The 14,688-nt window shown below is 47.7% G+C and carries 19 protein-coding genes; 8 read left to right on the top strand and 11 right to left on the bottom strand.

Annotated features, from left to right (window positions below):
* Positions 1-28: 28 nt before the first annotated feature.
* Positions 29-787, top strand: a complete 759-nt coding sequence (locus tag GM173_RS02060; protein WP_203569660.1) for an RNA methyltransferase — start codon at positions 29-31, stop codon at positions 785-787.
* 94 nt (positions 788-881) lie between these two features.
* On the opposite strand, the gene GM173_RS02055 is transcribed toward GM173_RS02060, so the two are convergent.
* Both GM173_RS02055 and dcd read right to left on the bottom strand, forming a co-directional pair.
* Positions 882-1,238 (bottom strand): carboxymuconolactone decarboxylase family protein, encoded by a 357-nt coding sequence (locus GM173_RS02055; RefSeq protein ID WP_203569659.1) that lies wholly within the window; start codon positions 1,236-1,238, stop codon positions 882-884.
* Between the two features lie 112 nt (positions 1,239-1,350).
* Positions 1,351-1,926 (bottom strand): dCTP deaminase, encoded by a 576-nt coding sequence (gene dcd / locus GM173_RS02050; RefSeq protein WP_203569658.1) that lies wholly within the window; start codon positions 1,924-1,926, stop codon positions 1,351-1,353.
* A gap of 324 nt (positions 1,927-2,250) precedes the next feature.
* Between dcd and GM173_RS02045 the strand changes: the two genes are divergently transcribed.
* Together GM173_RS02045 and GM173_RS02040 are read left to right on the top strand one after the other, a co-directional pair.
* Entirely contained in the window at positions 2,251-2,709 is a 459-nt protein-coding gene (locus tag GM173_RS02045; RefSeq protein WP_203569657.1) for a peroxiredoxin, read from the top strand.
* 154 nt (positions 2,710-2,863) lie between these two features.
* Positions 2,864-4,273, top strand: a complete 1,410-nt coding sequence (locus GM173_RS02040; protein ID WP_203569656.1) for a PhoH family protein — start codon at positions 2,864-2,866, stop codon at positions 4,271-4,273.
* A gap of 190 nt (positions 4,274-4,463) precedes the next feature.
* Here the strand turns inward: GM173_RS02040 and GM173_RS02035 are convergent, their stop codons facing one another.
* From GM173_RS02035 to leuC, 7 genes are all read right to left on the bottom strand, one after another.
* Entirely contained in the window at positions 4,464-5,387 is a 924-nt protein-coding gene (locus GM173_RS02035) for an Asd/ArgC dimerization domain-containing protein (protein ID WP_203569655.1), read from the bottom strand.
* A gap of 129 nt (positions 5,388-5,516) precedes the next feature.
* Positions 5,517-6,287 carry a substrate-binding periplasmic protein gene (locus GM173_RS02030; RefSeq protein ID WP_203569654.1) on the bottom strand — a complete coding sequence of 257 codons (771 nt, stop codon included), beginning with the start codon at positions 6,285-6,287 and terminating at the stop codon, positions 5,517-5,519.
* A gap of 119 nt (positions 6,288-6,406) precedes the next feature.
* A complete protein-coding gene (gene leuB / locus GM173_RS02025) occupies positions 6,407-7,471 on the bottom strand; it encodes a 3-isopropylmalate dehydrogenase (RefSeq protein ID WP_203569653.1) in 1,065 nt (354 codons plus the stop codon).
* A gap of 459 nt (positions 7,472-7,930) precedes the next feature.
* Complete coding sequence (gene nagB / locus GM173_RS02020; protein WP_203569652.1) at positions 7,931-8,662, bottom strand: glucosamine-6-phosphate deaminase; 732 nt, start codon at positions 8,660-8,662, stop codon at positions 7,931-7,933.
* 205 nt (positions 8,663-8,867) lie between these two features.
* Entirely contained in the window at positions 8,868-9,506 is a 639-nt protein-coding gene (gene leuD, locus GM173_RS02015; RefSeq protein ID WP_203569651.1) for a 3-isopropylmalate dehydratase small subunit, read from the bottom strand.
* The gene (locus GM173_RS02010) at positions 9,503-9,622 is read right to left on the bottom strand and encodes an entericidin A/B family lipoprotein (protein WP_203569650.1); all 120 of its coding nucleotides are present in this window, start codon (positions 9,620-9,622) and stop codon (positions 9,503-9,505) included. The genes leuD and GM173_RS02010 overlap by 4 nt, the downstream gene beginning before the upstream one ends.
* A 9-nt stretch (positions 9,623-9,631) precedes the next feature.
* Positions 9,632-11,041, bottom strand: coding sequence for a 3-isopropylmalate dehydratase large subunit (gene leuC / locus GM173_RS02005; protein WP_203569649.1), 1,410 nt, complete (start codon positions 11,039-11,041; stop codon positions 9,632-9,634).
* Positions 11,042-11,197: 156 nt separating this feature from the next.
* Here leuC and GM173_RS02000 point away from each other — a divergent pair, with 156 nt between their 5' ends.
* From GM173_RS02000 to GM173_RS01990, 3 genes are all read left to right on the top strand, one after another.
* Positions 11,198-11,623 (top strand): ribonuclease domain-containing protein, encoded by a 426-nt coding sequence (locus tag GM173_RS02000; protein ID WP_203569648.1) that lies wholly within the window; start codon positions 11,198-11,200, stop codon positions 11,621-11,623.
* The gene (locus GM173_RS01995; RefSeq protein ID WP_203569647.1) at positions 11,614-11,916 is read left to right on the top strand and encodes a barstar family protein; all 303 of its coding nucleotides are present in this window, start codon (positions 11,614-11,616) and stop codon (positions 11,914-11,916) included. The genes GM173_RS02000 and GM173_RS01995 overlap by 10 nt, the downstream gene beginning before the upstream one ends.
* 210 nt (positions 11,917-12,126) lie before the next feature.
* Positions 12,127-12,414 carry a helix-turn-helix domain-containing protein gene (locus tag GM173_RS01990; protein WP_203569646.1) on the top strand — a complete coding sequence of 96 codons (288 nt, stop codon included), beginning with the start codon at positions 12,127-12,129 and terminating at the stop codon, positions 12,412-12,414.
* On the opposite strand, the gene GM173_RS01985 is transcribed toward GM173_RS01990, so the two are convergent.
* Both GM173_RS01985 and GM173_RS01980 read right to left on the bottom strand, forming a co-directional pair.
* On the bottom strand, positions 12,411-13,280 hold the full coding sequence (locus GM173_RS01985; RefSeq protein WP_203569645.1) for a radical SAM protein: 870 nt from the start codon (positions 13,278-13,280) through the stop codon (positions 12,411-12,413). The two genes, GM173_RS01990 and GM173_RS01985, sit on opposite strands and share 4 nt — an antisense overlap.
* A complete protein-coding gene (locus tag GM173_RS01980; protein WP_203569644.1) occupies positions 13,270-13,725 on the bottom strand; it encodes a universal stress protein in 456 nt (151 codons plus the stop codon). Before GM173_RS01980 ends, GM173_RS01985 begins: the two co-directional genes overlap by 11 nt.
* 98 nt (positions 13,726-13,823) lie before the next feature.
* Between GM173_RS01980 and GM173_RS01975 the strand changes: the two genes are divergently transcribed.
* Both GM173_RS01975 and GM173_RS01970 read left to right on the top strand, forming a co-directional pair.
* Positions 13,824-14,264 (top strand): acyl-CoA thioesterase, encoded by a 441-nt coding sequence (locus GM173_RS01975; protein ID WP_203569643.1) that lies wholly within the window; start codon positions 13,824-13,826, stop codon positions 14,262-14,264.
* Positions 14,261-14,674, top strand: coding sequence for a tellurite resistance TerB family protein (locus tag GM173_RS01970; protein ID WP_203569642.1), 414 nt, complete (start codon positions 14,261-14,263; stop codon positions 14,672-14,674). Before GM173_RS01975 ends, GM173_RS01970 begins: the two co-directional genes overlap by 4 nt.
* Positions 14,675-14,688: the final 14 nt, after the last annotated feature.

Below are 14,688 nucleotides of genomic sequence, written 5' to 3'. Positions count from 1 at the left end.
TTTACCCGCCACACCCAGCGAAAGACTCATGATGACCAATACTGAAACCGCCTGCCTCTCGAATATCCGCGTCGTACTCTCACATACTAGCCACCCCGGCAACATCGGCTCGACCGCCCGTGCGATGAAAACCATGGGGCTCACCCAACTCTATCTGATCAATCCAAAAGAATTTCCTTCCGAAGTAGCCGATGCGCTAGCCTCTAGCGCGCGCGATATTTTAGCGAACGCCAAAGTCGTTAGCTCGATGGAGGAAGCGCTGGTTGGTACGACGCTACAAGTCGCGCTCACCGCGCGCCGCCGCGAACTGTCGCAACCGCTGCAAACGCCGCGCCAGCTTGCGCCTGAGCTGGTACAAGCAGCAAGAACGGGAGCCGCGGTCGCCTTGGTGTTTGGCGCCGAAACCAGTGGTTTAACGATTGCCGAACTTGAGCAATGCAACCGCAGAGTCACGATCCCAACCAACCCTGATTATTCGAGCCTAAATTTATCACAAGCGGTGCAAGTACTGGTGTACGAGCTACGCACCGCCTGCTTTGAAAATGATTTTGATGATGTACGTTATTTGGAAGAAAACCGTGAGCGTGCGCCACATCAGGCAGTAGAGCTCTTTTTTGAGCATTTGGAAGAAGTACTACTTACGATTGGTTTTTTAAAACCAAATGCGCCAAAACGATTGATGCCGCGCCTACGCCGACTGTTTGTGCGCGCGCAAATGGAGCGCGAAGAACTCGACATCATGCGCGGCATTTTGCGCGCAGCGAGTGAATTTAAAGAGAAAAAGTGAGGTGTGAACACCCTACTTCTCACTCAAGAATAACAATAGGTATTTCATTGCAAGCTATACTAATCAATGAATACAATGAAATACCCTTTGATAATTATACTGGTGCTTTTTCACCACCGAACTCTTCATACGCCAGCAAAGCCTCAGCGCCCGTCATCACGCTGGGGCCACCGCCCATATACACCGCAACTTGTAGCATTTCCATAAATTCAGCGCGTGTCACGCCCAATTTGACGCAGGCCTGCGCATGAAAACCAATGCAGCCTTGGCAGCGCGCGGCAATTGCAATACTCATCGCCATTAATTCTTTTTGCTTTTTGCTCAAAGCACCATCACCGTGCGTGGCTTTAGCTATTTGCATAAAGCCTTGTTGGGTTTCCGGTATTTCTTTGGCAAATTCACGTAATTTACCGCTGATGTCTTGCACAAGTTCACGATAACTTTCAGTCATGCTTAAACTCCTTATTAAATATAAAAATATATAATATAATTATGAAATATAAAATAGACAAAAGCAAACAGGCTTCCGAAGAAGCCTGTTTTAAATCAAAAATAATCCGCAATTAAGTGCGCGGCAGCGTTACGCCTACTTGACCTTGATATTTACCATTACGATCACCGTAGCTGGTTTCGCAAACATCATCCGCATCCGCTTCAAAAAACAGCACTTGGGCCACACCTTCGTTAGCGTAAATCTTCGCTGGCAACGGCGTAGTATTCGAAAACTCCAACGTCACATAACCTTCCCACTCTGGCTCAAAAGGCGTCACGTTGACGATGATACCGCAGCGCGCATAAGTTGATTTGCCCAAACACACCGTAAGTGCATTACGCGGAATCCGGAAGTATTCTACCGTGCGCGCCAGTGCAAACGAGTTAGGCGGAATAATGCAGTAACCCTTACCCGATACATCGACGAAACTACCTTCATCGAAATTTTTTGGGTCAACAATCGTGCTATTGATGTTGGTGAACACTTTAAACTCATCCGCACAACGGATGTCGTAACCATAGCTGGATGTACCATACGACACAATCCGCTCACCGTTGACTTCTTTGACCTGCCCCGGCACAAACGGCTCGATCATGCCGTGCTCTTGCGCCATTCGGCGGATCCATTTATCTGATTTAATACTCATTACACTCTACTCTTTATCGTTTGGTTGAGGCACGGGAAGCTGACTGATCCGTATGCGCAGCACTCTTTGGTGCAAAGTATAAATGATTCCACCTTGAACCTAATGCATTTGTGCTCATATTAAAGTAGTTAACGCAATTGTCACACGCCTGTAAATATTCTTCCCGTATTGTAACGGTATTAGCTGCTCCCGCTAAGCCTGCAATACCAGAGAATGACAGCCTGTAATGATTTTGGATTTGTGACAAAGCAAACCTTGCCCATTTACCGCAGATTGTCGACAATCAATTAAGGCGACTTAAATAACAACGATTCGGAGCCCCTAATGAGTTTAACCCCTTGCCCAGCGCTGGTCTTATCTGGCACCGGCAACACCGTCCTAGATACCGCAGCATTGGCTGGCTCGATGTTTGTGTTGTATTTCTACCCCAAAGACAGCACCCCCGGCTGCACCACTGAAACCGGGGATTTCCGTGATCTATACCCGCAATTTTTAGCCGCTAACTGCCAAATTTTCGGCATTAGCCGTGACTCATTAAAAAGTCATGAAAACTTCAAGGCTAAATTGCAGCTGCCTTTTGAATTGATTTCCGATCCTGATGAAGTCGCTTGCGAAGCATTTGGGGTGATGAAATTGAAAAACATGTATGGAAAACAAGTAAGAGGTATCGAGCGCAGCACCTTTGTTATCAATGCTGCTGGCGAGATACTAAAAGAATGGCGCGGCGTTAAAGTGCCAAATCATGCAGCAGAAGTACTCAGCTTTGTGCAATCCCAGCAGTAACAACCGAGCGGCCTTTCAGCCGCTTTTTTATTGAATCCAAAGACCGCGTAAAAATAGATGGCCGATTGTTGTGCGAATCTATCGATGTATCCAAGCGCAGCCACAACAAAACGTCCGCTATTTTGCATTAAATACTAACAACAAGGAGTGCATCATGGCCGCCCGTAAACGTAAAGCCCCTAGTGACAGCAAACTTTTTGTGCTGGATACCAATGTATTGATGCATGACCCCACCTCGATTTTTCGCTTTCAAGAGCACGATGTGTTTGTGCCGATGATGACCTTGGAAGAGCTGGACTCCAATAAAAAAGGGATGACCGAAGTAGCCCGCAATGCTCGACAAGCCAGCCGCTTTATGGAGGAGCTCGTCGCAGGCATGGAGCATAACCTGCACGAGGGTGTGTCGCTGAGCAAAAGCAGCAAAGACCAAGCAACTGGGCACTTATTCCTGCAAACCGAAGCCATCACCAGTGCCCTACCCACCCAATTGCCGATGGGGAAAGCCGACAACCAAATCCTAGGCGTACTGCATCATCTGCAGCAGATGTTTCCAAAACGCGAAGTTATTCTCGTTTCCAAAGACATCAATATGCGGATTAAAGCCCGCACTTTAGGTCTATCTGCCGAAGACTACTTTAACGACAAAGTGCTCGAAGACACCGACCTGCTCTACACCGGCATGCGCGAAATCGACCAAGCCTTTTGGGAGCGTAACGGCAAAGACTTGCAAAGCTGGCAAGAAGGCGGGCGCAGCTATTGGAAAATTAAAGGGCCAGATGTACCCGAGCTCTATGTCAACCAACTGCTTTACCAAGCGGGTGACACGCCATTGCAAGCACGCGTCGTCAATATTGATGGCAAAACGGCCGTGTTTGAAAGCCTAAAAGATTACACCCACAGCAAAAATGCCATCTGGGGGATTACCGCCAGAAATCGGGAGCAAAATTTCGCACTCAATTTATTGATGAATCCTGACGTTGATTTTGTTTCCTTGCTCGGCCAAGCCGGTACGGGTAAAACGCTACTCACCCTCGCAGCCTGCTTAGTACAAACGCTAGAAAGCAAGATCTACACCGAAATCATCATGACCCGCGTCACCGTTCCCGTTGGTGAAGACATTGGCTTCTTGCCGGGCACTGAGGAAGAAAAAATGATGCCTTGGATGGGTGCACTCGAAGACAATCTGGATGTTTTAAATCAAACCGATGCCGAAGCCGGCGATTGGGGGCGCGCCGCCACGCGCGATTTGATTCGCTCGCGGATTAAAGTTAAATCACTGAATTTCATGCGGGGGCGCACTTTCCTGAAAAAATTCCTGATTATCGATGAGGCGCAAAATCTAACCTCGAAACAAATGAAAACACTGATCACCCGTGCCGGCCCTGGTACCAAGGTCGTCTGTTTGGGCAATATCAGCCAGATCGACACGCCCTACCTCACCGAAGGCTCATCGGGTCTAACTTATGTGGTAGATCGCTTTAAAGGTTGGAGTCATTCCGGCCATATCACGCTCACGCGCGGCGAGCGTTCACGTCTGGCAGATTACGCAGCGGAAGTACTCTGAGGTGTGAGGTGTGAGGTGTGAGGTGTGAGGTGTGAGGTGTGAGGTGTGAGGTGTGAGGTGTGAGAAATATTGCACATGTATTTGCATCGGCACCAAATTGTCGACATGAAAAAACCGAGCCTATGGCTCGGTTTTTTATCACAGGTATATCTATAAAGCCAATATTAAACAATAGCTATAGGGCAATACCTTAAATTAAGGCTAACAACAATACTGCGGCACGTGCTGGCAAACGGGCGTTGTCGGCCACTAACCATAGATTGACCGAACGTCCATCACTCGAAACAGACAATTGATTGAGCCAAACTTTATCACCACCAATCGCGTCTTGCGGCGTCGCAATGCCAGCGCTTCCTTCTGCTTTCATATGGTACAAGGTCGGTGTATCAGCGATAGCAGCCTCGACTTTCTCCAAGCTCACCGCCTCAGCCAGTTGCACACTCAAACTCACCGCATGACCAAAAAAGACCGGAACACGGCTAACCGTCAAGCAATTGACTTTCGCCCCTACAGCCGCCAATTCTTGCGCGATCCGTGCTTCTTCACCGCGTAAAGCCGTCGGCAGCACGTTAAACGCCAAACGTTTTGGATACCCTGCCAATTCAACCTCTTGCTGGGCAAACAATTGCCGCGTTTGCATCGCGAGCGCATCAATCGCAGCTTTGCCATCTTCTGATACAGAAACCATCGCAGTTGCCGCCGCAAAATCAATTTTTGCAATGCTTTGCAAAGCAGCCAGCGGAGCAGAAATCATCGAAGTCAATACATGCGGCAAGCCAATCACTTGACCGCGCTGTGGTTTACCCGTTTTGCTTGCAGTTGCCCCAGTCAAATCGATGACGGCAACCCCTGCATCGGCAGCGAGCTGCGCGTACTGTGTGGCTAACTCTGGCGCACCGACAAAGAGTGCAGCATCGACTTTGCTCCAATCAAATGTCGCAACGTCAATCATCGGCAAGCTCTGATTGCGTAACTCTACTGAGCTGGCATCTTCATCATCAGACAACGGGTAAAGTGCAGTTAAGGCCAAAGGCATTTCACCCAACACATCCAATACCGCTTGCGATGCAGGGGTATCGGCCCCAACGAGAGCAACTGAAATTGCTTTAGACATAAACCCACTCCAAGTATATAAAAACCAGCCCAACGCACCACAGGGCGCGTCGGCGAATCGGGCATTTTACTCGGTCTAGGCAGATAAAACGAGTTTCACTATTCGGTAAATTTCCTAATCCAACTCCACTTACGGGGTTTGCGCACTTTGGTAGATTTCTTCACGAGTTAATGCAAATAATTGCTGCAATTGACCCGATTTTTCCAATTTGGCCAAGCCCGCATTAAATGCCGCCACCCAACGTTCAGCGTTTGGATTTTTTTTATTAAACACCACATGCAACGGCGCTTCCCAATAGGCTTTTTTCTGGCAAGAAATTTTGGCGCGCTCCGCCTTAGTCAGGTGCATTGCCATTAAATACGGCGCGACTTCGGCATCAATCGGAAACAAATCAATATGACCCGCCAAGAGTTTTTTGAAATTGGCTTGATCACTGGCGGCCGCATCCACTTTCAACACGCCGCTGGTTTGTAACTGAGTAAAATCTTCTGAATAATAATTACCGGTGGTAATCCCAATCGCATGCGGCGCTAAATCGGCCATTTTTTTCCACGGATAGGCTTGGTTACTGCGATGACAAAAAACCATTTGTAATGAAATCACAGGGTTGGTGTACAACAAATCTTTCTCACGATCGGGGTTTTTAGCCCAGCCAAAACTACCGTCATATGCGCCGCGGCGAGCTCCTTCAATCGCTCGATTGTTGGGAACTGATTTCAAAATCACATCGATCCCTTGTGAATCAAATACCGCCAGCACTGCCCGAGTTAGTAGGCCTTGATAAGGAATTTTCTCGCCCATATACGGCGGATATTCCTGCAAAGTGAGTGTTACAGTCTCGGCGTTGGCTAGGCCAGCCAACATAGAACAGCTCATCACTAAAACTAGCTTAGCTTGCACGATACCCTCCTTTGCTCATAGCGATCAAACTGATACCTCAATTTAGCTGCCCAAAATAAAAAAGGCCGACATCTTTCAATGCCAGCCTCTTTTGCTATGACAAACGGTATTCAATACGATTACATCGCAGCGACCACCGCAGCGCCCATCGCAGAGCACGATACTTTGGTAGTGCCCTCTTCATAGATATCGGCGGTCCGTAAACCATCGGCCAATACTTTTTTCACTGCATTTTCAACTCGTTGCGCAGCGGCTTCGTTATTGAAGGTATAACGCAACATCATTGCCACTGACAAAATCGTTGCCAGAGGATTGGCCACGTCTTTACCCGCGATATCGGGTGCTGAACCGTGGCTAGGTTCGTATAAGCCTTTATTGTTCACATCGAGTGAGGCGCTTGGCAACATGCCGATAGAACCCGTCAACATCGATGCTTCGTCGGACAAGATATCACCAAAGATATTACCCGTTACGACCACGTCAAATTGTTTTGGCGCTTTGACCAATTGCATCGCCGCGTTATCAACCAACATATGGCTGAGTTCAACATCGGGATATTCTTTGGCCAGATCAGTCATGATCTCTTTCCAGAACTCAGTCGTTTCTAACACATTGGCTTTGTCGACCGAGCACAGTTTTTTGCCGCGTTTTTGCGCCGCTTGGAACGCCACGTGACCAATACGGCGGATTTCGCTTTCAGCGTACAGCATGGTGTTGAAGCCTTCGCGCTCGCCGGCTTCGTTGGTGCGAATACCGCGTGGCTGACCAAAATAAATGTCGCCAGTCAATTCACGGACAATCAAAATATCCAAACCAGAGACTACTTCAGGTTTCAGCGTTGAAGCATTGGCCAATTCTGGGTACAAAATTGCTGGGCGAAGGTTAGCAAAGAGATTCAAATCTTTGCGAATCGCCAGCAAGCCGCGCTCTGGACGCAACGGGCGATCGAGTTTGTCGTATTGCGGGCCGCCAACGGCGCCGAGCAAAATCGCATCAGCTGCACGCGCTAAATTTTGCGTAAACTCAGGATACGGCGAGCCGTACTGATCGTAAGCAGCGCCGCCCAAAGGCGCTTCTTGCAATTCCAAATCCAAACCGTCTTTTTTTAAAACTTCGAGCACTTTTTTAGCTTGTGCAACGATTTCAGGACCAATGCCATCGCCGGGCAGAATTAATACTTTCATGATGTTCTCGTGGGTTTAGTCAGTTAATTATTATTTAGCAACGAAAAGGTATATAAAAGTAAGTCATATAAATAAAGACTCACAGAGCAATACCCATTTAATACATCCCGATATTCAGATTTGATGTTGATGATTTTTCAGTGCCTACGGCACGTGTTTTACAGTCGCAATCCGCGACGGGGACTTACTTTCTTTGCTTCGCCAAAGAAAGTAAGCAAAGAAAGGCTACCCGGGCGCGCATCGGTCCCCGATGCCCTCGGTCAGTCGTGAGCCAAACGATAATACTGTTTGTCTCCCTCCCTCACTCGGTGCGCTTAGACGGGATTTTAAGCCCCCAGCTCAACCATCGCGGCACAGCATCAACACCTAATCTGAACATAGCCTAATACATCTAGATATTTACAATCGGCAAATGTAGAAAAAGAGGGGCGAGCCCCTCTTTTTGCCAAGACCATTCGCTTAGAACGATACTTTATAATCAACATCGCAATCGGTCATCACGATCACGCGTGGGTGCGTTTGCAGCAATGACGCAGGCACCAACGTAGTGATTGGGCCATTCAAGGTTGCATCCAAGATCGCTGCTTTTTCAGCGCCTTTCACCACCAGCAAAATGGCTTTGGCTTGCATAATCGTGCCCATACCCATCGTAACCGCGTGCGTTGGCACTTCGTCGATGTGGTTAAAGAAACGCTTGTTAGCTTCGCGAGTTTCTTGTTTCAAGGTGACTTTATAAGTACCACGAGACAATTGCGTGTCTGGCTCGTTAAAACCAATGTGGCCGTTGCCGCCAATCCCCAATAATTGCAAATCCACTGGACCTTGCTCAAACATCATGCGATCGTAGTTGCGGCACTCGGCATCAACGTCAGTTGCATTGCCATCTGGCACGTGGGTGTTTTCACGCTTGATATCGATATGATCAAAAAGATTGCGCTGCATAAAATTGCGATAGCTTTCTTGATGCGTTACTGGCAAACCAACGTATTCATCCAGATTGAAAGTTTTTGCGCTAGCAAAACTCACCAAGCCTGCTTTATACGTTTTTACAATTTCTTGATACAAACCGACAGGCGTACCGCCGGTGGCCATACCCAAAACGGCGTTCGGTTTCGCACGAACCATAGAAATAATAAGGTCCGCCGCTGCGCGGTCTAAATCAGCTGAATTTTTGAATTTATGCAGAATCATGCTTGTAGTTTCCAATAGTAGAATTCGACCGTAATAGAATACGACAAAATTCAGACAATAATATTGATACAGTCTAAAAAAACGGCCCAAATGAACGGGCCGTTTCATTTAATTGCTATTGCAAATAGTTTTATGGCAAGGCGTCGAAGCTGCAGACAGTACAAAACGTACGACAAAGCGAGACAACGATGCAAGAAAACTTTGCTTATTTCACAAATAACCACGGTTGAGCAGCTTGATGCTTGGCTTCAAAGGCTTTGATTTTGTCGCTATGCGCTAATGTCAAACCAATTTCATCCAAGCCATTCAATAGGCAATGCTTGCGATGCTCAGTGATTTCAAACGGAAATACTTGACCACTGGGTGTGGTAATCGTTTGTGCTGGCAAATTAATATTTAAACGATAACCTTCGGTTTTTGCTTCTTCAAATAATTGATCAATCACGGCAGCAGGTTGCACGATCGGCAATAAACCATTTTTGAAACAATTATTAAAGAAGATATCGGCAAAACTCGGCGCAATCAACGCACAAAAGCCATAATCTTCAATCGCCCACGGTGCATGCTCACGCGATGAACCACAACCAAAGTTATCCCGAGTCAGCAAGATTTGCGCGCCTTGATTGCGTGGCAAATTCAACTCGAACTCAGGATTGAGTTTGCGCTGGCTATTATCCATGCCAGGTTCACCATGATCGAGATAGCGCCACTCGTCAAATAAATTCGGGCCAAAACCAGAGCGTTTGATTGATTTTAAAAATTGCTTTGGAATGATCGCATCTGTATCCACATTCGCACGATCCATCGCGCAAACCAAACCATCCAACTCAGTAAATGCTTTCATTTCGCCGCCTTTTCGATGGCTTCGCCACCTTTTTTAATATCTTGCCCGATACCTGAAATGGTATTGCAGGCGCTCAGAGCGAGTACAAGACTACATAACAGTAATGAACGTAGCATGTTTAATCCTCAAGCAAAATTACGCACGTCAACGAAATGCCCCGCAATCGCGGCAGCGGCGGCCATTTCAGGGCTCACCAAATGCGTACGACCACCTTGCCCTTGGCGACCTTCAAAATTTCTATTCGACGTTGATGCACAACGCTCACCCGGCGCCAAACGATCAGCATTCATCGCCAAGCACATCGAACAGCCTGGCTCACGCCATTCAAAACCGGCTTCAATAAAGATTTTATCCAAACCTTCTGCCTCAGCTTGCGCTTTGACCAAACCAGAACCTGGGACGATCAGCACCAATTTCACGCTATCGGCTTTTTTCTTTCCTTTCACTACACCCGCCGCCGCACGCAAGTCTTCGATCCGGCTATTGGTACAGGAGCCGATAAATACTTTATCCAGTTTAATATCGACCAAAGGGGTATTGGCTTCTAGGCCCATATATTGCAAGGCACGTGTGTAGCTACCCTGCTTAGTTGGGTCAGACTCTTTAGCAGGATCAGGCACGGAGCCACTGACACCGAGCACTTGCTCTGGTGATGTACCCCAAGTGATTTGCGGTTCGATCTCGGCAGCATTCAGTACCACCACCGAATCAAACTCGGCACCTTCGTCAGAAACAAGGTTTTTCCAGTTTTCTACCGCGGCATCCCACTGAGCATCGGTCGGTGCAAAAGGACGGCCTTTCAGATAATCAAAGGTTTTTTGATCAGCCGCGACCATACCAGCACGCGCACCGGCTTCAATGGCCATATTGCATAAAGTCATCCGGCCTTCCATCGACAAGGCGCGAATCGCTTCACCGCCAAACTCAATCGCGAAGCCCGTACCACCCGCAGTACCAATTTTGCCGATAATCGCCAAAGCGATGTCTTTCGCCGTTATGCCACGACCAACTTGACCATCCACGCGTACCAGCATTGATTTCGATTTTTTAGCCACCAAAGTTTGCGTCGCGAGTACATGCTCAACTTCCGACGTACCAATACCATGTGCCAACGCAGCAAATGCGCCATGCGTTGAAGTATGGCTATCGCCGCACACTACAGTCATGCCAGGTAAAGTCGCCCCATTTTCTGGACCAACTACGTGCACGATGCCTTGACGGAGGTCTTTAAACGGGAAATAAGCCAGCGCGCCAAATTCTTTAATGTTCGCGTCGAGGGTTTCAACTTGCAAACGAGAAATAGGGTCTTGAATCCCTTTTTCCCATTCATTAGTTGGCGTATTGTGGTCAGCCGTCGCCACCACCGAAGAATTGCGCCAAGGTTGACGATTGGCCAACTTCAAGCCTTCAAAAGCTTGTGGGCTCGTCACTTCATGCACCAAGTGGCGATCAATATAGATCAAGCAAGTGCCGTCGGCTTCTTCATGCACAACGTGAGACTGCCAGAGTTTGTCGTAAAGCGTTTGAGCCATCATATCGTCGCAAATAAGGCTATCAGGGAACTGACAAAGTTAGCACAGAAGCACTTTTGCGACAACCCGCAATACCCTATTTACCCAACCTCAATCGCAACTTTTGACCGATTTCTCATGCTTGAATGATAATCAGCAGCGATGCAACAGGAGCAGTGAATGAAAGCCTTCATTTTCACCCTCGGTTTACTCTGTAGTGGTCTAAATTTTGCTGCGACCTGTCAACAGGTCGCACAAACAATGGCGCAGCAAAAACCGATATCCGCCGATGAATTGACCCGTATTCTCAATTCACTCAATCAAAAGCAGCGCTTACCCGAGCAATTCATCACCAAAAAACAAGCGCAAAGCGCGGGCTGGCAACCCGGTGACAGTTTGTGGAGTACATCGCCCGGTAAATCTATTGGCGGCGACCGATTTGGCAATCGAGAACAACGCCTACCAACGGGGCGCTATTTTGAAGCCGATCTTGACTATCAAGGCAAAAAACGCAATGCCAAGCGATTGGTCTACCAAATTAATGGCACTCGCTACATCACGACTGATCATTACGCTACTTTCACCGAGGTTCCTCAATGCCAGTAGTCCATATTCGATTTGAGCAAATTCAATCACTGCAAGATATCTATCAACAACTGGGTGAACAAGTTGAATTGCCCGTCGATTTCGGTCGCAATTTAGATGCTCTCTATGATTTTTTGGCAGCCAGTCTAGCAGGCCCCGTGCAGATTGATTGGCCAGATCAGCTCGCGTCTCGCGATCAACTTGGTCAAAAAAACCTGCAGGCATTATCAGATATTTTTGCGGATCTGACGGCAGAACGTGACGATTTTCAAATCTTTTTGAATGGGTATCCACCAATAAGCCATACAGAATAATAATTAGATCAACATACATTACTCCCTCGCTAAATAAGTCGACCCATATTGAATAGCGAGGGCACTAGCAGCATACCTAACAAAATTAGCTAGATTACGAAAGGGAATAAAGCACAATTAATCGCATGGAATAGTGCCGTGCCTCAATCAATCGCGGCTTATATGATGATTGGCACTGAACTCATCACGCCCTTTGACAGGAGCACCTCCATGACTAAAAAACTAAGCCCTCGCGATATTCGTAAACAACTTGGCATGAATCAACACGATTTCTGGAGCCAAATTGGCGTTACGCAAAGCGGCGGCTCTCGCTATGAAAGCGGTCGCAATATGCCAAAGCCCGTCGCCGAGCTATTACGCGTGGTGCACATTGAAGGGATTGATTTAGCGAGCTTACGCAAAGAAGAAATCAGGGCGCTCGAAATCTTGCGCAGTGAACGCCCTGAATTACTACACGAATTCATTCAAAAAGCAAAGCAAGCGCAAGTCAGCGCTTAAGCGCTGAGCTTAACAACCAAACCCAAGCCCTCAATCCGCGCAACGAGTTGCTGCATCCATGCCAACGGTGCAGCAGTCAGCCGTGGCGCTTCAGCTTGCAATGAGGGTCGCGCCAAACCGTACAAGAGTACGCCTTGCAAAACCACCCCCTGCGCTATTTGTTCGGCCAAAAAAGCAAGATAAGCCTCCACCTCGGCAGAATCAGGCAGCACGCCATCCACTGCAAACATGCAGGTTTGCACCCAAGTGGGACACAATGCCGCAGCGGTCGCCAAACGGCGCGCCACTTGCTCACGATTGAGCTTAATTTGATTTACAAACTCGAAACCATCCTGCGGCGCACGGTCAATCTTAAACCAGACTTCACCGTTGATTGTGGCCATTTTCTGCAAACCTGCTTGAACGCTAGCCTTATCCATTTGGCTGCCGTTGGTAATCAGCACAGTTTTAATTTGCTCACGCAAAGCAAAACGCGCAATGGCGCGCTCAACCACTTCAATGCACGCTAAAAACTGGGCTGATGTCGTCGGTTCGCCGTTACCCGAAAAGGCAATATCATTCAAACGGCGTGCCCCCTCGGGCACTGCGCGCTGCATAAAATCACCCTGTACGATATCGTGCAACATCAAATTAAGCTCGTGTTCAAGCTGCTCAACATGGGTATCTGGCGCTGAGCCGCGCTGCAAATCAGGCACCTGGCAATACACACAGCGCCAATTACAGGCATTATTCGGATTCAGATTAATCCCTAGCGATACACCACCCGCGCGCCGCGACACCACCGGATACACATAAGTTAATCCAGCGATATCGCGCGAATGATCATCAACGCGCAACGGTGTCACTACTGGTATTTCAAGCGCCATGTTCAGGCGCTCGCACCAATAAGACCGGCGTTTTGGTAATCCGCAATACGCCTTCAGCTACACTACCAAGTAAGAGATGCGTTAATCCACCATAGCCATGCGTTCCCATCACCAATAATTCAGCCTGCCATTTTTCGGCTTCATCTACCAAAGAGCGTGCAATTTGCCCACCCCAAATTTCGAGCAAATCCACCTCCACCGTCAACCCCACCTCGCGCAATTCCTCTGCACGCGAATCGAGCAAAGTCTGACCTCCTTGGCGCAAAGAGGCTTGCAGTTGTGGCACATCCAAAAACTCATTGGCGCTCCACGCAAATTGGGCCAAATCAATCACATGCACCAAACGAACCACTGCATGTTGCTCATTGGCAAGGCGCTTGGCCTCCTGTAAAGCCGCTGCACTGGTATCACTGTGATCAACTGGCACTAAGATTCGCTGATACATGATGAGGCTCCTTCCAGAATTGATAATTAAGTCTAGACTATTGCAGCTTAAGGGTGTCGAGCATACACTCAAATCAGAGACTTTGAATTAATACGACTATGCCACGGATTAAACTTGAATTACCAGCGTGCACGCTGTTTGAGTGCGAGATTGCGGTCAGAATTAGCGATATTAATTACGGCAATCATTTGGCTAATGATGCACTATTAGGTCTATTGCACGAAGCACGGCTTCAATGGTTACGTAGCCTAGGTTTTCAAAATGAACTCGACCTTGGCGGCGCAGGATTAATCCTCTGCGATGCATCACTGGTATTTTTACATGAGGCATTTTACGGTGATCTGTTGCATATTCGCCTAGCGGTTGACGAAATCAGCAGAGCTGGGTTTGAACTTTATTATGATGTGACTACACAAGATCGATCCATCGCTAAAGCAAAAACCTCGATGGCCAGTTTTAGCTATACCAAACGAAAAATAATCAGTTTGCCCGAATCTTTCCGGCAAATTTTAGTAAGCTCAGGAGCACTAGTGTCATGAAGAAATACCCAAACAATAGCCCAGAAGCAATGGCGCGCATTTTAGTCATGCAAATGATGTGTGATGGCAGCTTTGATCCTGAAGAAATCGACGAACTTGAACATTTAGATGCTTATAAAATCATCGGTATTACCCGCAAAGGTTTTATTCAAGTTCTACAAGCGTACTGCAATGACATCACTGATGAAGCCGATGAAAACGGCCAAATTCGTTTAATCGACAAACAGCGTATTGATGATTTGCTTGAAACCATCGACGATCCTCAAAAGCGCTTGCAATTGGCAGCCTTAGCACTCGACATCGCCAAATCGGATCAAGAAATTTGTGATGCAGAACTAGCCGTATTTAGTCGAATGCTTAAAAAATGGCATTTAACGCTCGATGATCTGGCGCTCGCATTTGGTGACTAAGCATGAGTAATGCT

Source organism: Deefgea chitinilytica (assembly GCF_016881405.1).
Taxonomy (GTDB): domain Bacteria; phylum Pseudomonadota; class Gammaproteobacteria; order Burkholderiales; family Chitinibacteraceae; genus Deefgea; species Deefgea chitinilytica.
This window is presented reverse-complemented; position numbering and strand designations above follow the sequence as displayed.